Source organism: Roseateles sp., assembly GCF_039595595.1.
In the GTDB taxonomy this organism is placed as follows: Bacteria; Pseudomonadota; Gammaproteobacteria; order Burkholderiales; family Burkholderiaceae_C; genus Roseateles.
The window spans coordinates 89102-114349 of record NZ_JBCNLG010000001.1; the positions used below are offsets into that span (position 1 = coordinate 89102).

Here is a 25248-nt window from a genome sequence, read left to right on the forward strand (position 1 = left end):
TAGCCGCGGGCTCTCGGCGGCACCGGCGCGGCAGGCGGGCGCCGGAGCCCGTTCAATCGGGCCGCGGACCGAGACGCAGCGCGACGGCAAAGCCCTCGCTCACGACCGGCAGCCGCAGGTCGCCGCCGTGCGCGCGCGCGACCAGGTCGGCCATCATCAGGCCCAGCCCCATGCGCCCTTCATATTGCTGGCGCTCGAGCGCGTCGTTCAGGTCCACGCGCTGCCAGTCGGCCACGCCTTCGCCGTTGTCGCTGAGGTGCAGCACCAGGCCGCCGTCAGGCAGACGATGCAGCCTCAGCAGCGCGCGCGACGCGCCATGCCGCCACGCGTTGTCGAGCAGGTTGATCAAGCCCGCCGAGAGCAGGTCCGGATCGGCATCGATGCCGCCCTCGCCCTCGGGCAGGTCCAGTGCCAGGCCATCGGGCAGCGGCAGCAGGGCCATCAGCTCGATCAGGTCGATACGCTGCCAGCGCAGGCTCATGCCGGTGCGGAACAGCGTCAGCAGCGCGGTCACGACGCGGCGCAGCCGGTCGGCGGCCTCGCGGGTGCGCTGCAGCCGCGCGCGCGACTCCGGCGGCGCCTCGCGCAGCGCCATCGCCAGCTGCGCGTCCATGCCGGCGAGCGGCGTTCTCAGCGCATGGGCCGCGTGGGCGGAAAAGGCGCGCTCGTTGGCCACGCGCTGCGCCAGGCGCTGGCCGAGGTCCAGCACCGCGGCGCGGATCTCCGCCAACTCACGCCGATGCTGCTCGGGCAGCAACTGGCGGGTGTCGAGCGGGTCGTACCCGGCGAGCGCACCGGTCAGCTGTGCCAGCGGCGCCAGCTCGGCCCTGGCGCGGCGGTTCATCCAGAGCATGCACAAGCCGCCGACCAGCAGCGCCGAGAACGCGCTGGCCAGTCCCACCCGGCTGCGAACTTCGGTCCGCTCGGCACTCGTCTGCGCGACCATCAGCCAGCCGGGACCGGCCACTGTCGGCAAGGGGCGCACGTGCACGCGCCAATCGTCGCCATCGCTGCCGTCATCCTTCCAGTCGCTGAAGCCGGCGGGCAGCTTCCAAGCCTTCACCGGCGCCAGCGGCGAGCGGTGCAGCAGCCGGCCATCCGGCCCCACGAGCTGCCAGGCGAAATGGGTGCTGAGGTCGTCGCTGTCGGCGATCTCCCCAGGCATCGCCTGGCTCTGGCGCAGCAGCTGGCCCAGCACCTGGGAGGAGGCCTGCAGCGTCTCGTCGAGCAGCTCGTCGACCTCCTCCTGCACCACCAGCCACACGCTGACACCGGCCAGCAGCGCCCAGAACGCCGAGATCATCAGCAGCTGCCGGGCCAGCCGCCCGGCGATCGTCGGCCGGCGCGGGCCGGTGGCGGCGCTCACGGCGCCTCGGGGCCGAGCCGGTAGCCCAGGCCGCGGACCGTCTCGATCAGCTCGCGGCCGAGCTTGCGGCGCAGGCTGGACACGTGGACCTCGAGCGCGTTGCTCTGCACCTCGGCGTCGTCGCCCAGGACCTGCAATTCAAGTTCGCGCTTTGGATACAGCCGGCCGGCGCGCTGCGCCAGCGCCTCCAGCACCGCCCATTCGCGGGCGGTGAGCTCGACCGGATGGCCCTCTCGCATCGCGCGCTTGGCGGCCAGATCAAGCACCACGTCGCCATGGCGCCGCTGCGAACTGCTCGCGCCGACGTGGCGGCGGCTGACCGCGCGCAGGCGCGCCGCCAGTTCCTCGGGGGCGAAGGGCTTGACCAGGTAGTCGTCGGCGCCGCTGTCCAGGCCCTGGAGGCGGTCGGCGAGCAGGTCGCGCGCCGTCAGCATCAGCGCTGGCGTGGACACGCCACGCTGGCGCAGGTGGCGCAGCCAGTCCAGGCCCGAACCATCCGGCAGCTGCCAGTCGACCAGCAGCGCGTCGAACTCCTCGTGCTGGCGCGGCAGCAGCTCGGACAGCCGCCGGGCCCAGGTGACCGTGTGGCCCTCGTGGCGCAGGAAGTCGCGCAGGGCTTCGCCAAGCAGTTCGTCGTCTTCGAGCAGCAGCAGTCGCATGGGCGTCGCGGTAGGAAATCGTCAGGGCTCTGTGATGGGACCCCGCCGGGCCGGACCGGATCGTAGCCGGACCGGCAAGCGCGCCGCTTTGCGGCGTCCGTCACGCGGAGGGAGCCGGAGAAGCGCGATCGAGGCGGCTTCAGCCAGGCTTCAGCTTAACTTCAGCCGAACTTCAGGGCATCCGGGCCCACTCGCAGGCCGTGAAGCCCCATCCCCTGCCTCCCCTCGCCGCCGTGTCGCTCGACGCGGCCGGTTCCACCGCGCTGCCTGGCCTGAGCCCTGCGGGCGCGCTGAGACTGCCCGGGCTGCGGCGTGGTCTGCTGATCGCCCTCGTGAGCCTGGCCGCGCTGCTGCTGTGGGACCTGGCCGGATGGGATCTGGCCGTCGTGCGGCTCTTCGCGGACGCGCGCGGCTTCCCGTTGCGCGACCACTGGGTCACCGCCGGCCTGCTGCATCAGGGCGGGCGCTGGCTCACGACTGGCCTGGCCGTGATGATGCTGGTCAACGCGGTGCGCCCGCTCTGGCCTGGCCTGACGCGCCGCGAGCGCTGGGGCGCGGTGGCGCTCACCGCCATCAGCCTGATCCTGATCCCCTTGCTCAAGCAGGGCAGCACGACGAGTTGCCCTTGGGACCTCGCCGAGTTCGGCGGCGTCGCCCGCTATGTGTCGCACTGGCGTTTCGGCGTGCTGGACGGAGGCCCGGGGCACTGCTTCCCCTCCGGGCACGCGAGTTCCGCCTTCGCGTTCTTCAGCCTCTTCTTCATGCTCCGCCGCGCCTATCCCGTGCAGGCGCGGGCCGCGCTGATCACCGTGCTGGCGCTGGGCACGCTCTACGGCATGGCGCAGCTGGCGCGCGGCGCGCATTACCCCAGCCACACGATGTGGACCGCCTGGATCTGCTGGACGCTCGCCGTCATCGCCGCGCCCGCGCTGCGAGCCCGCGACGCCGACGCGGGTACATAACGGATTCATCGACCTGAGGTCCCCGGCCTCCCAGAATCGGCGCTCCGCAACCCGACTCTGGAGAGAAGCGATGGGCAAGAAGCTGCTGCTGCTGGCCGGCGACTACGTCGAGGACTACGAGTTGATGGTGCCCTTCCAGGCACTGCAGGCGGTGGGACACCGCGTCGACGCCGTGTGTCCCGGCAAGAAGGCCGGCGACTTCGTCCTGACGGCCATCCATGATTTCGAAGGCGCGCAGACCTATTCGGAGAAGCCGGGCCACCGCTTCGCGCTGAACGCGAGCTTCGATGCGGTGAAGCCGCAGGACTACGACGCGCTGGTGATTCCTGGCGGACGCGCGCCGGAGTACCTGCGCACGATGCCGGGCGTGCTGCCGCTGGTGCAGCATTTCTCGCAGGCCGACAAGCCGATCGCGGCCATCTGCCACGGCGCGCAGCTGCTGGCGGCGGCGGGGATCATCCGCGGCCGGAGGGTGTCGGCCTATCCGGCCTGCGCGGCGGAGGTGGAGCTCGCCGGCGCCAGCTATGCGGACATCCCGGTCGACCAGGCGGTGACCGACGGCAAGCTGGTCACCGCGCCGGCCTGGCCCGCGCACCCGGCCTGGATCGCGCAGTTCCTGGCCGTGCTGGGCACGAAGATCACCCACTGAGCGCCGCGCCGGCATGAAAAACGGGCCCCGAGGGGCCCGTTGTTTCGCGGTAACCGCGAGAAACCCGCGGCTGGCCGATCCGGGGGGATCAGGATCGATCAGGGATAGAGGCCGCGCTCTTCACGGGCCTGCAGCACGCGCGTGCAGGCCACGGTGAACGCCGCCGTGCGCAGCGGGATCTTGTGCTGCTCGGCCGTGTCCCAGATGCCCTTGAACGCGCCGACCAGGATCTTGTCCAGGCGGACGTTGATCTCGTCCTCGGTCCAGAAGAACGACGAGAAGTCCTGCACCCACTCGAAGTAGGAGACCGTCACGCCGCCCGCGTTGGCGATCACGTCGGGGACGACGATGATGCCGCGGTCCGCCAGCACGGCGTCGCCGTCGGGCGTGGTCGGGCCGTTGGCGCCTTCCAGCACCACGCGGGTCTGCACGCGCTTGGCGCGCTCGCCGGTGATCTGGCCTTCCAGCGCGGCCGGGATCAGCACGTCGGACTTCACGTCCCAGAAGTTCTCGTTGTCGATGCGGTCGGCGCCGGAGAAGCCGGCGACGCCGCCGGTGCGGGCGACGTGGTCCAGCAGCGAGGCCATGTCCATGCCCTTGTCGTTCAGGATCGTGCCGGTGTGGTCCTGCACGGCCACGACGATGGCGCCATTGGCGGCGAACATCTTCGCGGCCACCGAGCCCACGTTGCCGAAGCCCTGCACCGCGATGCGGGCGCCTTCCATGCTGACGTTGAGACGGCGCATCGCCTCGCGGCCGACGACGAACACGCCGCGGCCGGTGGCGGCCACGCGGCCCAGCGAGCCGCCCAGCGGGATCGGCTTGCCGGTGACGACGCCGGTGGCGGTCGCGCCGACGTTCATCGAGTAGGTGTCCATCATCCAGGCCATGATCTGGCCGTTGGTGTTGACGTCAGGCGCGGGGATGTCCTGGGTCGGGCCGATGATGATGCCGATCTCGCTGGTGTAGCGGCGGGTGACCTTCTCCAGCTCCTTCAGCGACAGCGTCTTGGGGTCCAGGCGGATGCCGCCCTTGGCGCCGCCGTAGGGCAGGTTCACGGCGGCGTTCTTGACCGTCATCCAGGCCGACAGCGCCATCACTTCTTCCAGCGTGACGTCCGGGTGGTAGCGCACGCCGCCCTTGCCGGGGCCGCGGGTCAGCGAGTGCTGCACGCGATAGCCCTCGTAGTGGGCGATGGTGCCGTTGTCCAGTTCGATGGGGATGTCCACGATCAGCGCGCGCTTGGGGCGGCGCAGCGTTTCCACCCAGCGGGCCAGCTTGCCCAGGTAGGGCTCGACGGCGTCGATCTGGGACAGGTAGGTGCCCCAGGGACTGTTGCGCGTGGGGGAGACGAAAGACAGGTTGGGCATGAAATGCTCCGTAACTTTTCGGTGGCGCGAACGGTACCCCGAAGCCCTGCGCGTCCGCCACGTCCGGCAAAGCCGAGTGCACATGCGGGCATGCGCCCGATGCATAAGGCGGCTAGTTTGCGCCCGCGGCATGACCTAAGCCAAGTCCCCCCGAGGCGGTCCCTCCTGACCCCCGATTGGCTGGACCCGGGCGGGACCTGGCTCGAGGCGCGCCATGAAAAACGGGCCCCGAAGGGCCCGTCAAACGGTGGTTGGCTCGCTGGCCAGGGACGCGCGTCGCGCCGCTCAGCCCTTGATCGCGGCTCGGAACTCGCCGTCGTCCAGCAGCTTGCCGATCAGCGACTTGTAGAGCGCGCCGTACTGGTTGATCGCCGCCGGAATGGCAGTGGCTCCGACGAAGCTGGACTCCCAGCTGGACTCGGCCGCCAGCTCCTTGTCGAAGACCTTCTGGCCGCCGCGCTTGACGACGAAGCGCGCCGCCAGACGGCCAGTGCCGGTGCCGATGGCGGCATCGACGCGGCTGTCCGTCAGTTCGCCCTCGATGACGATTGGGCTGGCCGCGTCGAGCAGGCCGGCCGCCTTCAACTCGGCGGACAGTTCGTCACGCAGTTGCGCGGAGAAGGTTCCCGCGGTGGGCTGCACCGACGAGCCGCGCAGGCCGCCAAGCGTGGTGTCCATGTCCGCGGGCTTGCCGGCCGCCAGCTTGAACGTGCCCACCTGCGAGGGCGCGGCCTTGGCCGCGCGCAGCTTCTCGACGTTGGCGGCGCTCGCAGCCGGAGCGGGCATCTTCACGCTGACGCAGGCGGTCAGCGCGGCGGTGGCGCCGGCCATGGCGATCAGGCGGGCGGTGCGGATCAGGGTCTGGTTCATGGATGTCATCCGTTGCTCTCTTGCTCTGTTGTTGTCGTGAAGCGGCTCAGCGGAAGGCCGGGTCGTGCGTGACGTCGTTGAGGACGTTGCTGACGACCTGACGGCTGATCGCCGTCATCGCGGCATCGATGCTCTCCGCCTTGACGGCGCCCGGCGGTGTCGCCGCGGCACCGACCGTGCTCCACAGGACGTTGCGCGCCTTCTTCACGATCGGTTCGGCTGCGCCTGCTGGCCGATAGGTCGCGGTGCAGAGGTAGCCGTCGCCCACTTGCGAACCCGCCAGACCGAAAGTGAGCCCCGTCACGAAGCCCTTGCGGAACGCGTCGTCCGAGGTCGGCACGTTGTCCATGACGATGCTGAGCGTCGCGCCACCGTCCACGGGACCGTCCGAGACGCTGGCGAACACACCGCTGGAACGGACCTGCTCGGCGATCCGGTCCTTCAGCATGGCCGTGCCGCGCTGGTTCTGCACGCCCTTGGTCTGGAACTCGAAGAACAGCTGGACCGGCTGCGGCTGGGCCGGCTTGGCGAACTGGCTGGCCGGGACTTCCGGCAGCTTGTTATCGACATAGACGCTGACACACCCGGTCAGCCCCATCGCGAGCGCGACGGTACACAACGCGCGCGCCAGGCTGGCGCGGCGGACGATGGCATACATGCGTGGATCTCCCTCGTGAAACCGGTCCGTTCTGTCTATGGAATGCGACGGACCTGAGGCTGCGGACTATATCGACGCCGGTTCTTGCCGCATTGGGGCCCACCCGGAGTGAGGGGGCCATTACGATCGCCGCCATGCTCACCGCGCTGGACCTGACCCTCGTCTACCTGATCGCCGCCGTCCTGGGCGTGGTGGTCTGCCGATCGCTGAAGCTGCCGCCGATCCTGGGCTATCTGGTCGTGGGCGTGCTGATCGGCCCCAACGCGCTGGCGCTCGCCAGTGACGTGCCCGGCGTGCAGCACCTGGCCGAGTTCGGCGTGGTGTTCCTGATGTTCGCCATCGGCCTGGAGTTCAACCTCCCCAAGCTGCACAGCATGCGCTCGATGGTGTTCGGCCTGGGCCTGCTGCAGGTGGTGATCACCATCGGCGGGACGATGGCGGGCAATGTCTTCCTGCGCTGGCTCTGCGGCGTGATGGGCTGGCCCTGGGATCTGGGCTGGCAGGGGGCGCTGGTGCTCGGCGCGGCGATGGCGATGAGCTCCACCGCCATCGTCATCAAGCTGATGGCCGAGCGCCTGGAACTCGAAAGCGAGCACGGCCGGCGCGTGGTCGGCGTGCTGCTGTTCCAGGACCTGGCGGTGGTGCCGCTGCTGGTGCTGATCCCGGCGCTGGGCGGCAGCGGCAGCGCGATGCTGCAGTCGCTCGGCTGGGCGGGGCTGAAGGCCGCGCTGCTGCTGGCGCTGCTGTTGACCGGCGGCCAGCACCTGATGCGGCGCTGGCTGACGCTGGTGGCGCGGCGCAAGAGCCAGGAGCTGTTCATGCTGAACCTGCTGCTGGTGACGCTGGGCCTGGCCTGGCTGACCGAGCACGCGGGCCTGTCGCTGGCGCTGGGCGCGTTCGTGGCCGGCATGCTGATCGCGGAGACCGAATACAAGCATCAGGTGGAACTCGACATCCGGCCCTTCCATGACGTGCTGCTGGGGCTGTTCTTCATCACGATCGGCATGCGGCTGGACTGGCAGACGCTGGTGTTCCAGTGGCCGCTGGTGATCGTGCTGACGCTGGTGCCGACGATGGCCAAGTTCGTGCTGGTCGCGGGCCTGGCCAAGGTGTTCCGCGCGCCGACCGGCGTGGCGCTGCGCACCGGCCTTTATCTGGCGCAGGCGGGGGAGTTCGGCTTCGTGCTGCTGACGCTGGGCGCGCAGCAGAACCTGATCGCGGCGCAGTGGGTCAGCCCGGTGCTGGCGGCGATGGTGCTGTCCATGCTGATGACCCCGCTGATCATCGAACACAGCAACCGCATCGTGATGAAGCTGTCGGCCAGCGACTGGCTGCTGCAGTCGGTGCAGTTGACGACGATCGCGAAGAAGGCGATCAAGACCGACGCCCACGTGATCATCTGCGGCTACGGCCGCAGCGGGCAGAACCTGGCGACGCTGCTGGAGGCGGAGCACATCCCCTACATGGCGCTGGATCTGGACCCGGACCGCGTGCGGCAGGCCGCGGCGGCGGGCAAGAGCGTGGTGTTCGGCGACGCGGCGCGGCTGCCCAGCCTGATCGCGGCCGGTCTGACGCGGGCCAGCGCGGTGGTGATCTCGTACCACGACACGCCGTCGGCGCTGAAGGTGCTGCATGAGGTGCGCAGCCACGCGCCGCATGTGCCGGTGGTGGTGCGGACCATCGACGACACCGACCTGGAGAAGCTGCGCGCCGCCGGCGCCACCGAGGTGGTGCCCGAGGCGATCGAGGGCTCGCTGATGCTCGCGAGCCACGCGCTGGCGCTGGTGGGCGTGCCGATGCGGCGCGTGCTGCGCATCGCGCGGGATGCGCGCGACCGGCGCTACGGGCTGCTGCGCGGGTACTTCCACGGCGCCGACGACGACACCTCGGAGGAGCGCGACCAGGCGCGGCTGCAGTCGATCAGCCTGCCGATGGCGAGCGCCCTGGAAGGCCGCACGCTCGGGGAGCTGGGACTGCCGGGTTGGGGCGTGAGCGTGCTCTCGGTGCGCCGGCCGAGCGGCGCGGTGAAGGACGCGAGCGACGACCTCGTGCTGCAGGGCGGCGACACGCTGGTGATTTCCGGCACGCCCGAGGCGCTCGCGCGCGCCGAGCACGGGCTGCTGGTCGGCTGACGCCGCATCAGCGCGCGAGCAAGGCGAGCTGACGTTCGCCCACGGCCTCGGACATCACCGCGGGCATCAACAACCGCGAGCCCTCGTGGCTGAGGTGGCCCTGATCGCGGTACAGCGGCACACCGTCGCGCTCGACCTGGCAGGTCGTCGCGCCGCACAGCAGCGGCTCGAAGCGCAGCACGGGCAGCCGGGCATCCGATGCCGCAAGCGCCTCGATGAACGCATGCTCGGGAGCGCGCCGCTGCTCGTCATCCTTCACATCGATCACACAGCCCGGCGTGGCGCCGATCGTCCATCGATGCGCCTGCCGCCGCTCCAGGCATCCCGCGATATCGAAGGGCGCCGACGGCGGCGGCGCCACCACCATCACGCGCTTGCCCATCGCGCGCAGCCGCTTCACGGTCGCCAGGAGATCGTCGAGCAGCGCCGCGCGCATCGCCGCCTCGCCCCGCAGGCGCTCGCCGCCCGCCGTGCGCTGGAGCTCGTACTTCGTGTCGTCGAGGTATTGCGTCAGCAAACTCGACAGCACCACCGTCTCGATCTCCGGATGCCGCGCCAGCCAGCGCAGCACCGACGCGTTGAACGCCTGGCACTGCTCGATCCACGGCGGCGCGAAGCTGTTGCCCGGACCCAGCTCCGGCCGCACCGGCGTCAGTCCGGGGAAGGGGCCGCAGGACGACTTCGTCGCCTGGACTAGCCCCTGGTCACTGGCCACGCGCACCAAGCCGGGCACCAGGTGCATCGCGTAGGAATCGCCCCACACCAGCCAGCGCGCGCCGGGCCGCGTCCGGCACTCCTCCCGGCCCTCGAAGGGCTCCTCGGCATCGCAGTTCGCCGACAGGCCGTAGTTGGGCTTGCGCAATTCAACGAAGTCGATCGCGCCCGGCGGCGGCTTGTGCAGCGCGAGCGCCACGCTCCCCGCCGCCAGCAGCACCGTGCCACTGCCCAGCACCCAGGCGCCGCGCGGTCCGGTGAGCAGCGCCTTCGCCGGCCGCTCGACCGCGCGATGCAAGGCCCACGCCAGCGGGAACGCCAGCAGCACCGTGCCCACGCGCCACGCCATCAGCGCCTGCGGATCGGCCTTCAACCCCACCCAGGCGTTGTGCAGGATCGCCAGCAGCGGCCAGTGCACGAGGTACAGCGCGTAGGACCAGTCGCCGATGCGGATCAACGGCGCGGCCGCACGGGGAAGCCGGGCCGGCTCGCGCAGCAGCAGCGCGAGCGTCGCGAGCCCGACGACCAGCGCCGCCGGTCCCGGATGCGACGCGCCGAACCACCGCGGCACCGCCGGCACGAGCAGCAGCAGCGCCCACGCCGGCCAGGCGATCCCGCGCAGGACGCGCTGCGCACCGGCTCCCGTCCATCGCCTGCCCATCCACGCACCCATGAGCGCGCCGATCGAGCCGAGCCCCAGTTCCCACGCGCGCGTCGGCAGCAGGAAGAACGCGCCGCTGGCATCGATCGGCTGCCACCACGCGAGCAGCGCGAGACTCGCGGCCGTCACCGTGATCGCCACAGCGACGCGAAGCCGCGCCGCGCTGAACACGAGCAGCACCGGCAGGACGAGGTAGTACTGCTCCTCCAGCGCCAGCGACCAGAAGTGCAGCAGCGGTTTGAGCTCGGACGCGCCCTGGAAGTAGCCGGTCTGCTTCCACAGCACGACATTGCTGGCGAAACCCAGCGCGCCGAGCAACTGGCCAGCGAAGTCGATCTGCTCCTTGCGGTTGAGCGCCCAGGGCACCGCCAGCAGCGTCGCGCCGAGCACCACGTACGCCGCCGGCAGCAGGCGCCGCGCACGCCGGCCGTAGAAGGCGCGCAGCGAGAAGTCGCCGCGCAGCAGCGCGCGCTGGATCAGGCCGGTGATCAGGTAGCCGGAGATGACGAAGAAGATGTCCACGCCCAGATAGCCGCCCGAGGCGCCGGGAATCTGCGCGTGATACAGCAGCACCCACAGCACGGCGATGGCGCGCAGCGCCTGGATGTCGTCGCGAAGGGGGAGTTCGCTCGCGCCGTGCGGGCCAGGGGTGACCGGCGGGCGATGGAGGGACGTCGGGGAGGGGCTTGTCACGAAGGCGTCAACGCGGGAACGGAAAAGGGACCGACTTGCGGCGCGCGAATTGTGGCCCGGTCCGCAGGCCTGCCGCCTGCGTGACAGTGCGGCCCCTGGCCTTGCGCCACACTGCCGCCCATGTTGGACACCCAGCCCCGCATCCCGCACCGCCGCCGCGTCTACCTGATGCGGCATGGCGCGGTGACCTACTTCGATGGCGCGACCGGCCGGCCGGTGCTGCCCGAGCAGGTGCGGCTCAACGACGCCGGCATCGCGCAGGCGCGCGCCGCCGGCGAGGCCTTCCGCGCCGCGGGCGTGCGCTTCGATCGCGCCATCGTCTCGGGCCTGCCCCGCACCGTCGAGACCGCGGATCTGGTGCTGCGCCACGCGGGCCAGCCGGAACTCGCGCCGCAGGTCTGGTCCGAATGGCAGGAGATCCGCGGCGGCCGCCTGGGCGACATCCCCAAGGACCAACTCGCGAACGCCTTCACCGGCCTGCAGCGCAGCCCGGTGGCGGAGTCGCAGCGCTTCCTCAACGGCGAGCGCATCGGCGAGTTGCTCGATCGCGTGCTGGGCGGCGTCGCGCGGCTGCAGGCCGATCCCGATTGGGACTGCGCGCTGCTGGTGCTGCATGGCGTCGTCAACGCGGCCATCCTGTCGCACGCGGTCAGCGGCGGCCAGCGCCTGATGCTGGGCAGCTGGGTGCAGTCGCCGGCCTGCATCAACGTCCTCGACGTCGCGCCGCCTCGCGGTGACCAGCCGGGCGACTGGCTGCTGCGCGTCAGCAATTACGCCCCGACGCATCCGCTGCACGCGGATGAACGGTCCACCACGATGGAGGCGCTGTATGCGCAGTACCTCCGCCACCGCAGCCAGCGCGACTGACCCGCGGCCGCGCCGCGCCAATCGGCCTCACGACGCCACCGGGAGACTTCCAGATGAACTTCGACTACAGCCCCAAGGTTGATCAGCTGCGCGAACGCCTGCTGGCGTTCTTCGACGAGCACATCTATCCGAGCGAGCACCGCTACCACGCCGAGATCGAGGCCAACCGCCGCGCCGGCAACGCCTGGCTCCCGACGCGGGTGATCGAGGAGCTCAAGCCCAAGGCGCGCGCCGCCGGGCTGTGGAACCTGTTCCTGCCACGCTCGGCGCGCGCGCCGGAAGGGCTGTCCAACCTCGAGTACGCGCCGCTGTGCGAGATCATGGGCCGCGTCTACTGGGCGCCGGAGGTCTTCAACTGCTCGGCGCCGGACACCGGCAACATGGAGACCATCGAGCGCTACGGCACCGAGGCCCACAAGGATCGCTGGCTGGAGCCGCTGCTGCGCGGCGAGATCCGCTCCGCCTTCCTGATGACGGAGCCGGACGTGGCCTCGTCGGACGCCACCAACATCCAGTGCCGCATCGAGCGTGACGGCGACGAATACGTCATCAACGGGACGAAGTGGTGGTCGTCGGGCGCCGGCGATCCGCGCTGCGCGCTCTACATCGTGATGGGCAAGACCAATCCGGATGCGGGCCGCCATGAGCAGCAATCGATGGTGCTGGTGCCGGCCAACACGCCAGGCATCACGGTCAAGCGCCATCTCAGCGTGTTCGGCTACGACGACGCGCCGCACGGCCACATGGAGATCGAACTGAAGAACGTGCGCGTCCCGGTCGAGAACATCCTGCTGGGCGAGGGCCGCGGCTTCGAGATCGCGCAGGGACGCCTGGGCCCGGGCCGCATCCATCACTGCATGCGCTCGATCGGCGCGGCGGAGCGGGCGCTCGAGCTGATGTGCAAGCGCGCGATCTCACGCGTGGCCTTCGGCAAGACGATCGCGCAGCAGACCGTGACGCAGGAGCGCATCGCCGAGGCGCGCTGCAGCATCGAGCAGGCCCGCCTGCTGACGCTCAAGGCGGCCTACATGATGGACACCGTTGGCAACAAGGTGGCCAAGGCGGAGATCGCGATGATCAAGATCGTCGCACCGAGCATGGCGCTGAAGGTCATCGACTGGGCGATGCAGGTGCACGGCGCCATGGGCGTCAGCGACGACACGCCACTGGCCTACATGTGGGCGGGGCAGCGCACGCTGCGCTTCGCCGACGGCCCGGACGAGGTGCATCGCAACTCGCTGGCGAAGCTGGAGCTCGCACGCCACATGAGCCTGCCGGACGCGGGCCAGATGCCGGTCACGCGCGGCGGCTGACCGCCGGTCGGCCGTCGCCCCCAGAGCGTGGCAACCCACCAACGGGGGGACGTCGCCGGAACCCGCTTCTCCCCCCGTGGAGCGGTGTTCATCCGCGACCCGGGTGGCTAGGATCAGCCACCCGTTTTTCCTGGCGCCATCGCGGCGCCTCGCCCGTGATGAACCGTTTCGCCGAAGTCCGGACCTGGCCGCTGCTCGCGTTCGCGCTGCTGGTGGGCCTGCAGGCGATCGTGCTGACGGTCAGCCTGGGCGGATCGCCGGTGGAGGACTGGCTGGCGTGGGTGGGCGTGGCCTCGCTGGCGCTGACGGTGCTGCTGGCGGTGACGGTGGTGTCCACGCTGTCGCGGGCCCAGGCCCGCGCCAGGCTGGCGCAGCGGACGATGGAGGAGGCGATCGACGCGCTGCCCGCCAGCGTCGAGATCTTCGATGCCGAGGATCGCTTGATCGCCTACAACCGGCGGCTGGTCGAGATCTATCCGCACATGCTGCGGCACTTCCAGCGCAAGTGCACCTTCGAGGACCTGGTGCGGGAGTCGCTCGCGCGCGGCGGCGTGCCGGAGGCCCGGGGGCGCGAGCCGGAATGGCTCGAGGAGCGCAAGCAGGCGCGCGGCAAGCAGCCCGCGCCGCTGCTGCAGCGGGTGCACGACGACATGTGGCTGCGGATCTACGAATCGCGCACGCCGTCGGGCGGCATCGTCGGCGTGCGGATGGACGTCACCGACCTGATCCACGAGCAGCAGCGGCTGGCCGCGAGCCGCGCGCAGCTGCGGGCCACGATCGAATCGGCCGCGAACGGCATCCTGACGCTGGATTCAGGCGGCCACGTGCTCGAAGCGAATCCGAGCTGCGAGTTGCTGTTCGGCTTCACGGCGGCGGAGCTGCAGGGTATCCACCTCGGCATGCTGCTGGGCGCGGCCGGCAGCGGCGGCGCGCAGGGTCCCGAGCCGCTGGGCGCGCCGGACGCGCCGCTGGACCCGCGCTCGCTGCTGGGGCAACCGCGCGAGTTCACCGCGCGCCACCGCAGCGGCGAGGCGCTGCACCTGCAACTGGCGATCGCCGAGGTGCGCACCGACACCATCCATCTGTACGTGTGCATCGTCACCGACCTGACCGAGCGCAAGCGTCAGGAGGAGCGTCTGCGCCGCGCCAACGAGTTGCTCGCGCGGCAGTCGACGACGGACGGGCTGACCGGTGTCGGCAACCGGCGCCTGTTCGACCAGTTGCTGCAGACGGAGTGGCAACGCGCCGCGCGATCGGGCCGGCCGCTGGCGTTGCTGATGGTCGATATCGACCACTTCAAGCAATACAACGACAGCTACGGCCACGTCGCGGGCGATGACTGCCTGAGACGCATCGCGACGCTGCTGCGCAGTTGCGCGGGACGAAGCGGCGAGTCGGTGTGCCGCTACGGCGGCGAAGAATTCGCGATGTTGCTGATCGACACGGATCTGGCCGGCGCGCAGGTCGTGGCCCAGCGCTGCCTCGACAGCGTGCGCCTGGCGGCGATCGAGCACGTGGGCTCGCCGGTGCGGCGCTCGGTGAGCCTGTCGATTGGCGTGGCGTCGTTCGTGCCGCGCAGCGGCGAGCCGGCGCAGCGGCTGATCCAGGTCGCGGACGCGGCGCTCTACGAGGCCAAGCAGGCAGGACGCGCGCGGCTGATCTGCCAGCAACAGACGGCCTGAGACGCGTCGCCGGAGAACCGGACGCGCCGCCGCGACGCATCGGCGCGACAATCCCGCGCATGCCGAACGCCGTTCACGCCGAAGACCCGATCGCATTCCTGAAGCAGCAGATCCGCACCGTGCCGGACTGGCCGGAGCCGGGGGTGCAGTTCCGCGACATCACACCGCTGCTGTCGAATCCGCGCGCCTTCCGCGTGCTGATCGACCAGTTCGTGCATCGCTACTTCGACGTGCGGCCGGATGCGATCGCGGGCTTGGATGCGCGGGGATTCATCATCGGCTCGGTGCTGGCGTATGAGCTCAACGTCGGCTTCGTCCCGATCCGCAAGAAGGGCAAGCTGCCCTTCACGACGGTGCAGGAGACCTACGAGCTCGAGTACGGCAGCGCGACCGTGGAGATGCACACCGACGCGGTGAAGGCGGGGGACCGCGTGCTGCTGATCGACGACCTGATCGCCACCGGCGGCACGATGATGGCCGGCAAGCGGCTGCTGGAGCGGCTCGGCGCCGAGGTCATCGAAGGCGCGGCGATCGTGGATCTGCCCGAGCTCGGCGGGTCGAAGCGGCTGCGCGATGGCGGGTTGAAAGTGTTCTCGCTGGTGGCGTTTGAGGGGCATTGACACCCGCCGCTAACGATCACTTCCCGATACAGAACCTGCTGAAGATCTCCCCCAGCAGGTCGTCCGCGGTGAACGCGCCGGTGATCTCGCCGAGCGCGTCGTTCGCCAGACGCAGCTCCTCGGCCATCAGGTCCAGCGCCGGCGGCTGCCCCTCGGCCTGGAGCAGCGCCAGCTCGATGTGCTCGCGCGTGCGGCGCAGCGCCTGCACATGCCGCTCGCGCGCGATGAACAGGCCCTCCGGCACCGCATGCCAGCCGACCTGCTCCAGCAGCCGCCGCCGCAGCGCATCCAGGCCTTCGCCGGTCCTCGCCGACAAGGTCAGCGCGTCCATCGGCAAGCCCGCCGGCGCATGCGCGTCCGCCTTGTTGTAGATCTGCAGGATCCGCGCCGGATCGACGCTCGCCAGGCGGCCGCGGATCTCGGCGTCTTCGGCCTCGTAGTCGGCGTGGCCCACGCGCGTCAGGTCGTGCAGGAACAGCACCACGTCCGCATCCGCGATTGCATCCCAGCTGCGCGCCACGCCGATGCGCTCGACCTCGTCCTCGGTGTCGCGCAAACCCGCCGTGTCGCTGATGTGCAGCGGCACCCCCTCGATCTGGATGGTCTGGCTCAGCTTGTCCCGCGTCGTGCCCGGGATCGGCGTCACGATCGCCAGTTCCGCGCCCGCGAGCGCATTCAGCAGCGAACTCTTGCCCACGTTCGGCTGACCCGCCAGCACCACCTTGATGCCCTCGCGCAGGATCGCACCCTGGCGGCTGCGGTCCAGCAACGCTGCCACCCGTTCCAGCAATCGGCGCAGCTTGCCCAGCGCGTCCGCCTGCTCCAGGAAATCGATCTCCTCCTCGGGGAAGTCGAGCGTCGCCTCGACCAGCATCCGCAGCTGGATCAGGCCATCGCGCAAGCCGCCCACCTCGCCGCTCAGCGCGCCCGCCAGCGCGCGGCCGGCGCTGCGGGCCGCGGCCTCGGTGCTGGCGTCGATCAGGTCGGCCACGGCCTCCGCCTGCGCCAGGTCCAGCTTGCCGTTCAGGAAGGCTCGGCGCGTGAACTCGCCCGGCTCCGCCAGACGCATCCGCAGCGCGGGATCCGCCTCGAGGCAGCGCGCCAGCAGCAACTGCAGGATCACCGGCCCGCCGTGGGCCTGCAGCTCCAGCACATGCTCGCCGGTGTAGGAATGCGGCGCCGGGAACAGCAGTGCCAGCCCGTGATCGATCGCCTCGCCTTGCGCGCTGCGCAAGGGCAGGTAGGTCGCTTCGCGCGGCTTCAGCGCGCGGCCGCAGATCGCCATGACCAGCGGGGTCAGGTCTTGTGGCGCGGAGACCCGCACGATGCCCACCGCGCCGCGTCCGGGCGCGGTGGCAATGGCGGCGATGGGATCCTGGTGTCGCGACAGCATGGGCGCGATTGTCTCGCAGGCCCCAAGGAAAAGCGGCGATGCGCCCATGGACGCATCGCCGCTGTCGTGGATGGCGCGGGGTAGGCCGGGGGACCGGTTCTCGTGAGCCGGTCCCTCGGAGCCTCCGGTCCACCACCGTCCCGAGTCGGGTGGAAGAGCGATCCCCGCATGGACTCGATTAAGCGCCCGCGCGCGGACGAAAAAAAGCCCCCGGGGTACGGGGGCTCCTGTCAGGCGCGTGAGGAATTGGCGATTCCTCCGTCGCCGTGGATCACTTCTTCGCGGGCGTCGCGCCGATCTGCTTGTTGATCATCCATTGCTGGGCGATCGACAGGATGTTGTTCACCAGCCAGTACAGCACCAGGCCCGACGGGAAGAAGAAGAACATCACGCTGAAGGCCAGCGGCATGATCCACATCATCTTGGCCTGCACCGGGTCGGCGGGCTGCGGGTTCAGCCAGACCTGCAGCAGGCTGGAGGCCGTCATCAGCAGCGGCAACGGGCCGATCGGCGCACCGAACAGGTGGCCGAACAGGCTGTCCGGCTTGGACAGGTCGTGGATCCACATCACCCACGGCGCGCCGCGCATCTCGACGCTGGACAGCAGCACCCAGTACAGCGCGATGAAGAACGGCATCTGCAGGAAGATCGGCAGGCAGCTGCCCAGCGGATTGATCTTCTCTTCCTTGTAGATCCGCATCATCTCCTGCTGCATCTGCTGCGGCTTGTCCTTGTAGCGCTCGCGCAGCTCCTGGATGCGCGGGTTCACCGCCTTCATCTTGGCCATGCTGCGGTACGCGCTGGCGTTCAGGCCGTAGAACGCGACCTTCAGCAGCACCACCAGCAGGATGATCGCCCAGCCCCAGTTGCCCAGCAGCGAGTGCAGCACGTCCAGCAGCCAGAACAGCGGCTTGGACAGCACCTTGAAGATGCCGTAGTCCTTCACCAGCTCCAGGCCGGGGGCCAGCACTTCCAGCTTCTTCTCCTCCTGCGGACCGACGTACAGCACGTTGTCCAGCTTGGACGTCGCGCCCGGCGCCACCGCGGCGAAGTTCATCACCATGCCGGCGGTGTACAGGTTCTCGTTGAGTGGGCGGACGTTGAACTCGCGCGGACCGGCTTCAGTGCGGATCCAGGCGCTGACGAAGTAATGCTGGACCATCGCGACCCAGCCGTCGTCGGCGTTCTTCTCGTACTCGGCCTTGCCCTTCTTCAGGTCGTCGAAAGAGAGCTTGTGGTACTTCGCCTTGTCCGTGTACAGCGCGGGACCCGAGAACGAGGTCGGCGCGAACGACGGGCCGGTGTGGTCGATGTGGCCATCGCGCACCAGCTGCAGATACAGCTGCGGCGTGACCGGCGCGGCGCCGGTGTTCGTGACCTCGTGGCTCACGCCGATGGCGTAGTCGCCCCGCTTGAAGGTGTAGGTCTTGGCCAGCTTCACGCCGCCTTGCTCGCCCTCCAGGCGCACGACCAGCGTGTCCTGGCCGTCCTTCATCTCGCGCGGGCCGTCGACCAGCGTCAGCACCGTCTGGTCCGACGGTGCGTTCGGCACGTTCAGCAGACCGGAACGCGCGCTGTAGTTGCGCATCGGATCCAGCACCACGACGTGGCCGCTCGGGTTGGTGTCGTCCGCCTGCTTGAGCAGCTCGACGCGCACCAGGCTGCCGCCACGGGTGTCGATGGTGGCCTTGACCAGGTCCGTCGTGAAGGTCACGAGTTCGTTCTTGACGGCGGGCGCGGCTGGCGCGGCGGCGGTCGCGGCACCGGAAGCGGCGGTGGCCGGCAGCGCGGCGGCCGAAGCGGCCGAAGCCGGTCCGGCGGGCGCGCTGGCGACCTTCGCCGGCGCCGGATGGAACAGCGACGGCTGGCCGTTGTACCGCTGCCATCCGTCCCACAGAAGGAGCAGCGACATCGTGAACACCACCCACAAGATGGTGCGGCGAATATCAGTCATGGGAAGCTTTTGGATTGGCGGTTGAGGAGGCTGACCCCGCGCGGCATCCGGAGGGACGCTCGAACCATCGGGTGAACAGGCGGGGCGGATTGTCCGGCACTGGATCGTGTCCGCCCAGACAGAAAGGATTGCATCGCAGGACCCGTCCGACCGCGAGATAGGTCCCCGCGGCGGCGCCGTGCTGGCGCAGCGCCTGCATGGCGTAGTTCGAACAGCTGGGGCTGTAGCGGCAGCCCGCCCGCAGCCACGCGCTGAACAGCAGCTGGTAGCCGCGCACCAACCCCATCAGCAGGCGCGTCGGCAGGCCGGGGCGGGCGTTCATCGTCGGGAATCCGGATCGCTGGCCCGTCAGCCGGCGGCGGCCTGCGGCCGCGCGAGCTTGCGGGTCAGCTGTTGCAGCTCGGCGCGCGCGGCGGCGCGCAGCGCGTCGGAGGAGGCGCTGGGGAACTGCTTGCGATCGAAGGGCATGCGCAGCCTCACCACCCAGAGGCCGGGCGGCAGGTCCGGCAAGTCACCGAACACCGCGCGAATCTGGCGCTTGAGCAGCGCCCGCGTGACGGCGCGCTTGGCATGCCGCTTGGGCACGACATAGCCCAGCCAAGCCCGGTCGGGCGCGGCTGGAGCCATTTCAACGGGGGTGGGCGCCACGTTCGCGGAGGGCGTTTCATCCACAGGCTGGGGATGAATCGGTGCATCACCTGTGGACAAGTCGCGCGTTCCTGTGGATGGACGGCGCTTGGGCAGCGAGGGGCTGACAGCCAGGTGGTGCACGGCGAAGTGCGCGCTGCGTGCGCGGCTGGGGGAACCCAGCACGCGCTCGAAATCGGCCGATCGCACGATGCGGCCGATCACGGTGCTTGCAGAGTCGTCGGGAGCGTCGCTCAGACGGCCAGGCGCTTGCGGCCCTTGGCGCGGCGAGCGGCGATGACGGCCTTGCCGCCGCGCGTCTTCATGCGGACCAGGAAGCCATGGGTGCGGGCGCGACGGGTCTTGGAGCCTTGATAAGTGCGTTTCATGATGAACCTCTTTCGGATATCTCGGAGCTTCCCGTCGCCTCGCGCCATCTGTGGCGCGGCGGACGAAGGACATCGGGGTGATGTCGGAAGCCGCTCAAAAACTGGAGGCCCACGCAGCTACGTCCGGGCGTCCGGAAAACCCGCGATTACAGCAAAGTTTTGCGTCAGGGTCAATCCGGATGCTGGCGGGCACGGGGATTACCAGCACTTGACCGGGTCAAAAAATCTGTGGATAACCCTGGCTTCGCGGCCCGGGATCAGTACAATCCGGCCGCTCGAAGAATAAGTTTTCCACAATGAGCGACGACTTGTCCGGGGCGGCACTGTGGCAGCGCGGCTGCGAACGCCTGGCCGCCGAACTGCCTGAACAGCAATTCAACACCTGGATCCGGCCTCTGCCCCCCGCGGAGGTCGCCCAGCAGCAGGAGAACGGCCACGAGGCCGTCCTGGTGTCCCTCCGCGTCCCCAACCGATTCAAGCTGGACTGGATCCGCAGCCAGTACGCCGGCCGCATCGAGGCCATCCTGAGCGAACTCGCCGGCAAGCCTGCGCGGCTGGAGCTGTCGCTCGCGCCGCGCGAGGCGATCGCGCCGCTGCCGCGCACGCAGCCTTCGAGCATGACCATGGGCCAGGTGCTGAGCCAACACGGCCTGGGCGCCTCCGTGGGGGCCCGTCCGCCGGCACCGGCGGCGGCGCGTCCGGCCGCCGCGCCCGCGGCCGCTCAGCCTGCCCAGGCGCCGGCGACGGCCGCCAGCCTGATCCAGCCCGGCGCCACGCCCAGCGTGCCGCCCAGCGCCACGCGCCATCGCATCAACACCTCGCTGACCTTCGACACGCTGGTCCCGGGCCGCGCCAACCAGATGGCGCGCACCGCCGCGCTGCACGTCGCCGGCGCGCCGGGCCAGATGTACAACCCGCTGTTCATCTACGGCGGTGTCGGCCTGGGCAAGACCCACCTGATCCACGCCGTCGGCAACGCGCTGCTGAAGGACCGCCCCGACGCCCGCGTGCTCTACCTGCACGCCGAGCAGTTCATCTCGGACGTGGTCAAGAACTACCAGCGCAAGACCTTCGACGAGCTCAAGGCCAAGTACCACTCGCTGGACCTGCTGCTGATCGACGACGTGCAGTTCTTCGCCGGCAAGGACCGGACGCAGGAGGAGTTCTTCAACGCGTTCGAGGCGCTGCTGGCCAAGCGGGCGCACATCATCATGACCTCGGACACGTATCCGAAGGGCCTGGTGGACATCGACGAGCGCCTGACCAGCCGCTTCGACGCCGGCCTGACCGTCGCGATCGAGCCGCCCGAGCTGGAGATGCGGGTCGCGATCCTGATCAAGAAGGCGGAGGCCGAGAACGCGCCGATGCCCGAGGACGTGGCCTTCTTCATCGCCAAGAACGTGCGGGCCAACGTGCGCGAACTCGAAGGCGCGCTGCGCAAGGTGCTGGCCTACAGCCGCTTCTCGCACAAGGAAATCAACATCCAGCTGGCGCGCGAGGCGCTCAAGGACCTGCTGTCGATCCAGAACCGGCAGATCTCGGTCGAGAACATCCAGAAGACGGTGGCCGACTTCTACAAGATCAAGGTCGCGGACATGTACTCGAAGAAGCGCCCGGCGAGCATCGCCCGGCCGCGCCAGATCGCGATGTACCTGGCCAAGGAACTGACGCAGAAGAGCCTGCCGGAGATCGGCGAGCTGTTCGGCGGCCGCGACCATACGACGGTGCTGCACGCGGTGCGCAAGATCGGCGGCGAGCGCCAGAAGAACACCGAGTTGAACCAGCAGTTGCATGTGCTGGAGCAAACGCTGAAGGGATGAGGCCAAAGGCCTTCGCGCTGAGCGAAAATGCCCCGTTCGCCCGAACAGCCAACAGTGGAGAGAGGTTGACATGATCGTGTTGAAAGACAGCCAGGACAAAGTGCTTGCCGCGCTGCAGGCGGTGTCCGGCATCGTGGAACGGCGCCACACCCTGCCCATCCTGGCCAATGTGCTGGTGCGCAAGCAGGGCCGGCAGGTGGAGCTGACCACCAGCGACCTGGAGATCCAGGTGCGCACCACGGTCGAATTCGACGGCGACGACGGCGACTTCTCCACCACGATCGGCGCCCGCAAGCTGATCGACATCCTGCGCTCGATGCCGTCGGACCAGACGGTGAGCCTGACGTCGAACCAGAACAAGATGACGCTGCAGGGCGGCAAGAGCCGCTTCACGCTGCAGACGCTGCCGGCGGACGACTTCCCGCTGGTGCAGGAAGCCGCCGACTTCGGGCCCGCGTTCAGCGTGCCGCAGAAGACGCTGAAGGGGCTGATCAACCAGGTCCACTTCGCGATGGCGGTGCATGACATCCGCTACTACCTGAACGGCATCCTGTTCGTGGCCGAAGGCAAGATGCTGACGCTGGTGGCGACCGATGGACACCGCCTGGCGCTGGCCCAGGCCGAGACCGACACCGAGATGCCCAAGCAGGAGGTGATCCTGCCGCGCAAGACGGTGCTGGAGCTGATGCGCCTGCTCAAGGACGGCGGCAAGGGCGACGACGAGAGCGCGCCGATCGAGATGCGCTTCGCCGGCAACCAGGCCAAGTTCAGCTTCAGCGGCATGGAGTTCGTGACCAAGCTGGTCGAGGGCAAGTTCCCCGACTACAACCGCGTCATCCCGAAGAACCACCGCTTCCACGTGATCCTGGGCCGCCAGCCGCTGCTGGCCGCGCTGCAGCGCGCCGCGATCCTGACGAGCGAGAAGTTCAAGGCGGTGCGGCTGTCCTTCGACCCGGGTCTGCTGTCGATCGCGTCGAGCAACGCCGAACAGGAAGAGGCCAAGGAAGAGCTCGAGATCGACTACGGCGGCGATCAGATCGAGACCGGCTTCAACGTGACGTATCTGATGGACGTGCTGTCCAACATGTCGCAGGACATGGTGCGCGTCGATCTGAACGACAGTTCGTCGAGCGCGCTGCTCAGCATCCCCGAGCACAACGGCTTCAAGTACGTCGTCATGCCGATGAGGATCTAAGGTTGCTGCGCAACCGTCGCTCCTCGGAGCGGGGACGTTGCGCACCCCCTGCCCCCGCCAAGCGGGGGTTCCAGCCAGTTTTTTCAGCGGCCGCCGCGGCGGCCTTGAGTACCCCTCCGATGACCGATAACAGCACTCCCGAGAACACCCCGGCTCCCGCGCCGCAGAACGACGGCGCGGGGTACGGCGAGTCCAGCATCCAGATCCTGGAAGGCCTGGAGGCGGTGCGCAAACGGCCGGGCATGTACATCGGCGACACGTCGGACGGCACGGGCCTGCACCACCTGGTGTTCGAGGTGGTCGACAACTCGATCGACGAGGCGCTGGCCGGCTACTGCGACGACATCGTCATCACGATCCACACGGACAACTCGATCTCGGTGATCGACAACGGCCGGGGCATTCCGACCGGCGTGAAGATGGACGACAAGCACGAGCCCAAGCGCTCGGCGGCCGAGATCGCGCTGACGGAACTGCACGCGGGCGGCAAGTTCAACCAGAACAGCTACAAGGTCTCGGGCGGTCTGCACGGCGTGGGCGTGTCCTGCGTGAACGCGCTGTCCAAGACGCTGCGCCTGACGGTGCGCCGCGAGGGCAAGGTCCATCAGCTCGAGTTCAGGAAGGGCATCCCGCAGGACCGCCTGATCGAGCTGCGCGACGGTGTCGAGACCAGCCCGATGAAGATCGTCGGGGAGACCGACAAGCGCGGCACGGAAGTGCACTTCCTGCCGGACACGGAGATCTTCACGCAGAACTCCGAGTTCCATTACGACATCCTGGCCAAGCGGCTGCGCGAGCTCTCGTTCCTGAACAATGGCGTGAAGATCCGCCTGGTCGACGAGCGCAACAACAAGGAAGACAACTTCGCCTTCGCGGGCGGCGTGCGCGGCTTCGTCGAGTTCATCAACAAGGGCAAGACGGCGCTGCACCCGAACATCTTCCACGCGCAGGGCGACAAGATGTCGGACCAGAACACCAACATCGGTGTCGAGGTGTCGATGCAGTGGAACGACGGCTTCAACGAAAGCGTCCTGTGCTTCACCAACAACATTCCGCAGCGTGACGGCGGCACCCATTTGACGGGTCTGCGCGCGGCGATGACGCGGGTGATCAACAAGTACATCGAGGACAACGAGCTGGCCAAGAAGGCCAAGGTCGACGTCACCGGTGACGACATGCGCGAAGGCCTGGCCTGCGTGGTGAGCGTGAAGGTGCCGGAGCCCAAGTTCAGTTCGCAGACCAAGGACAAGCTGGTGTCGAGCGAGGTGCGCGGCCCGGTGGAGGACATCGTCGCGAGCAAGCTGACGGACTGGCTGCTGGAGAACCCGGCGGACGCCAAGATCATCTGCGGCAAGATCGTCGAGGCGGCGCGCGCGCGGGAAGCGGCGCGCAAGGCGCGGGAGATGACGCGGCGCAAGGGCGTGCTGGACGGCATGGGCTTGCCGGGCAAGCTGGCGGACTGCCAGGAGAAGGATCCGGCGCTGTGCGAGATCTACATCGTGGAGGGTGACTCCGCCGGTGGCTCCGCGAAGCAGGGCCGGGATCGCAAGTTCCAGGCGATCCTTCCTTTGCGGGGCAAGATCCTGAACGTGGAGAAGGCGCGCTACGAGAAGCTGCTGACCAGCAATGAAATCATCACGCTGATCACGGCGCTGGGCACGGGCATCGGGCGCGGGGCGGGCAGTGACGACTTCAATCCGGAGAAGCTGCGCTACCACCGGATCATCATCATGACCGACGCGGACGTGGACGGTGCGCACATCCGGACGCTGCTGCTGACCTTCTTCTACCGGCAGATGCCGGAGCTGGTGGAGCGCGGGCACATCTACATCGCGCAGCCGCCGCTGTACAAGGTGAAGGTGGGCAAGCAGGAGCAGTACCTGAAGGACGGCCACGAGCTCGATGGCTTCCTGCTGAAGGTCGCGCTGAACGATGCCGAGCTGCACACGGCGGGCGCGGGCGCGGGTCCGGTGCTCAAGGGCGAGGAGCTCGAGACGAAGGCGCGGCTGTACGTGGCGGCGCAGAACGTGATCGAACGTCTGTCCGCGTGGATGGATGGCGAGGCGCTGCACCTGCTGGCGTCGGGGCTGTCGATCAGCCTGGACACGAAGGAGTCGGCGGAGATTGCCGCGACGGCGCTGCAGTCGGCGCTGCACGATGCGGTGGTGACGGCGGAGACGGATCCGCGCACGGACAAGCAGCTGCTGCGCATCAGCCGCCGGCATCACGGGAATGTGCGCTCGAGCATCATCACGGCGGATTTCGTGCACGGTGCGGACTATGAAGTCCTGGCTGCGGCGGGCGTGGCGTTCAAGGGCCTGGTGGGCGAGGACGCCGTGATCCGCAAGGGCGAGGGCGACAAGGCCAAGGAGAGCAAGGTCGGCGATTTCCGTGCGGCGATGGCGTGGCTGATGACGCAGGCCGAGTCGAGCGTGGGCCGGCAGCGCTACAAGGGCCTGGGCGAGATGAACCCCGAGCAGCTGTGGGAAACGACGATGGACCCGACGGTGCGCCGCCTGCTGCGCGTGCAGATCGAGGACGCGATCGAAGCGGACCGGGTGTTCACGATGCTGATGGGCGACGAGGTCGAGCCGCGCCGGGAGTTCATCGAGACGAATGCGCTGAGGGCGGCGAATATCGACGTGTGAGCGTCG

General features: G+C 69.1%; 21 protein-coding genes. 10 read left to right on the forward strand and 11 right to left on the reverse strand.

Annotation, left to right across the window (positions count from 1 at the left end):
* Window positions 1-52: 52 nt before the first annotated feature.
* Window positions 53-1366 carry an ATP-binding protein gene (locus ABDW61_RS00365; protein ID WP_343635054.1) on the reverse strand — a complete coding sequence of 438 codons (1314 nt, stop codon included), beginning with the start codon at window positions 1364-1366 and terminating at the stop codon, window positions 53-55.
* Window positions 1363-2025 (reverse strand): response regulator transcription factor, encoded by a 663-nt coding sequence (locus ABDW61_RS00370; protein ID WP_343635056.1) that lies wholly within the window; start codon window positions 2023-2025, stop codon window positions 1363-1365. The genes ABDW61_RS00365 and ABDW61_RS00370 overlap by 4 nt, the downstream gene beginning before the upstream one ends.
* A 200-nt stretch (window positions 2026-2225) precedes the next feature.
* Here ABDW61_RS00370 and ABDW61_RS00375 point away from each other — a divergent pair, with 200 nt between their 5' ends.
* Together ABDW61_RS00375 and ABDW61_RS00380 are read left to right on the forward strand one after the other, a co-directional pair.
* Window positions 2226-2987 carry a phosphatase PAP2 family protein gene (locus ABDW61_RS00375; RefSeq protein WP_343635058.1) on the forward strand — a complete coding sequence of 254 codons (762 nt, stop codon included), beginning with the start codon at window positions 2226-2228 and terminating at the stop codon, window positions 2985-2987.
* Between the two features lie 70 nt (window positions 2988-3057).
* On the forward strand, window positions 3058-3636 hold the full coding sequence (locus tag ABDW61_RS00380) for a DJ-1/PfpI family protein (RefSeq protein ID WP_343635060.1): 579 nt from the start codon (window positions 3058-3060) through the stop codon (window positions 3634-3636).
* A gap of 98 nt (window positions 3637-3734) precedes the next feature.
* Here the strand turns inward: ABDW61_RS00380 and ABDW61_RS00385 are convergent, their stop codons facing one another.
* The 3 genes from ABDW61_RS00385 to ABDW61_RS00395 all read right to left on the reverse strand — a co-directional run bounded on the left by ABDW61_RS00385 (window position 3735) and on the right by ABDW61_RS00395 (window position 6534).
* A complete protein-coding gene (locus ABDW61_RS00385; protein ID WP_343635062.1) occupies window positions 3735-5006 on the reverse strand; it encodes a Glu/Leu/Phe/Val dehydrogenase in 1272 nt (423 codons plus the stop codon).
* Window positions 5007-5291: 285 nt separating this feature from the next.
* Entirely contained in the window at window positions 5292-5876 is a 585-nt protein-coding gene (locus ABDW61_RS00390; RefSeq protein WP_343635064.1) for a hypothetical protein, read from the reverse strand.
* Window positions 5877-5922: 46 nt separating this feature from the next.
* The gene (locus ABDW61_RS00395) at window positions 5923-6534 is read right to left on the reverse strand and encodes a hypothetical protein (RefSeq protein ID WP_343635066.1); all 612 of its coding nucleotides are present in this window, start codon (window positions 6532-6534) and stop codon (window positions 5923-5925) included.
* Window positions 6535-6668: 134 nt separating this feature from the next.
* Here ABDW61_RS00395 and ABDW61_RS00400 point away from each other — a divergent pair, with 134 nt between their 5' ends.
* Entirely contained in the window at window positions 6669-8666 is a 1998-nt protein-coding gene (locus ABDW61_RS00400; protein WP_343635068.1) for a cation:proton antiporter, read from the forward strand.
* 7 nt (window positions 8667-8673) lie between these two features.
* On the opposite strand, the gene ABDW61_RS00405 is transcribed toward ABDW61_RS00400, so the two are convergent.
* On the reverse strand, window positions 8674-10734 hold the full coding sequence (locus ABDW61_RS00405) for an acyltransferase family protein (protein ID WP_343635071.1): 2061 nt from the start codon (window positions 10732-10734) through the stop codon (window positions 8674-8676).
* A gap of 120 nt (window positions 10735-10854) precedes the next feature.
* On the opposite strand from ABDW61_RS00405, the gene ABDW61_RS00410 reads away from it, so the two are divergent.
* The 4 genes from ABDW61_RS00410 (at window position 10855) to ABDW61_RS00425 (ending at window position 15216) form a co-directional block, all read left to right on the forward strand.
* Entirely contained in the window at window positions 10855-11601 is a 747-nt protein-coding gene (locus ABDW61_RS00410; RefSeq protein WP_343635073.1) for a histidine phosphatase family protein, read from the forward strand.
* Between the two features lie 53 nt (window positions 11602-11654).
* Window positions 11655-12914 (forward strand): acyl-CoA dehydrogenase family protein, encoded by a 1260-nt coding sequence (locus tag ABDW61_RS00415; RefSeq protein ID WP_343635075.1) that lies wholly within the window; start codon window positions 11655-11657, stop codon window positions 12912-12914.
* Between the two features lie 158 nt (window positions 12915-13072).
* Window positions 13073-14596, forward strand: coding sequence for a diguanylate cyclase (locus ABDW61_RS00420; RefSeq protein WP_343635077.1), 1524 nt, complete (start codon window positions 13073-13075; stop codon window positions 14594-14596).
* Window positions 14597-14655: 59 nt separating this feature from the next.
* The gene (locus tag ABDW61_RS00425; RefSeq protein WP_343635079.1) at window positions 14656-15216 is read left to right on the forward strand and encodes an adenine phosphoribosyltransferase; all 561 of its coding nucleotides are present in this window, start codon (window positions 14656-14658) and stop codon (window positions 15214-15216) included.
* 16 nt (window positions 15217-15232) lie between these two features.
* On the opposite strand, the gene mnmE is transcribed toward ABDW61_RS00425, so the two are convergent.
* The 5 genes from mnmE to rpmH form a co-directional block, all read right to left on the reverse strand.
* Complete coding sequence (gene mnmE / locus ABDW61_RS00430) at window positions 15233-16609, reverse strand: tRNA uridine-5-carboxymethylaminomethyl(34) synthesis GTPase MnmE (protein ID WP_343635081.1); 1377 nt, start codon at window positions 16607-16609, stop codon at window positions 15233-15235.
* Between the two features lie 271 nt (window positions 16610-16880).
* Window positions 16881-18563, reverse strand: coding sequence for a membrane protein insertase YidC (gene yidC / locus ABDW61_RS00435; protein WP_343635083.1), 1683 nt, complete (start codon window positions 18561-18563; stop codon window positions 16881-16883).
* Window positions 18556-18885 (reverse strand): membrane protein insertion efficiency factor YidD, encoded by a 330-nt coding sequence (gene yidD, locus ABDW61_RS00440; protein ID WP_343635085.1) that lies wholly within the window; start codon window positions 18883-18885, stop codon window positions 18556-18558. Before yidD ends, yidC begins: the two co-directional genes overlap by 8 nt.
* A gap of 26 nt (window positions 18886-18911) precedes the next feature.
* Complete coding sequence (locus ABDW61_RS00445) at window positions 18912-19415, reverse strand: ribonuclease P protein component (RefSeq protein ID WP_343635087.1); 504 nt, start codon at window positions 19413-19415, stop codon at window positions 18912-18914.
* Between the two features lie 29 nt (window positions 19416-19444).
* On the reverse strand, window positions 19445-19579 hold the full coding sequence (rpmH, locus tag ABDW61_RS00450) for a 50S ribosomal protein L34 (RefSeq protein ID WP_067065970.1): 135 nt from the start codon (window positions 19577-19579) through the stop codon (window positions 19445-19447).
* 296 nt (window positions 19580-19875) lie between these two features.
* On the opposite strand from rpmH, the gene dnaA reads away from it, so the two are divergent.
* The 3 genes from dnaA to gyrB all read left to right on the forward strand — a co-directional run bounded on the left by dnaA (window position 19876) and on the right by gyrB (window position 25242).
* A complete protein-coding gene (gene dnaA, locus ABDW61_RS00455; protein ID WP_343635089.1) occupies window positions 19876-21399 on the forward strand; it encodes a chromosomal replication initiator protein DnaA in 1524 nt (507 codons plus the stop codon).
* A gap of 70 nt (window positions 21400-21469) precedes the next feature.
* Entirely contained in the window at window positions 21470-22594 is a 1125-nt protein-coding gene (gene dnaN, locus ABDW61_RS00460; RefSeq protein WP_343635091.1) for a DNA polymerase III subunit beta, read from the forward strand.
* A gap of 119 nt (window positions 22595-22713) precedes the next feature.
* Entirely contained in the window at window positions 22714-25242 is a 2529-nt protein-coding gene (gyrB, locus tag ABDW61_RS00465; protein WP_343635093.1) for a DNA topoisomerase (ATP-hydrolyzing) subunit B, read from the forward strand.
* Window positions 25243-25248: the final 6 nt, after the last annotated feature.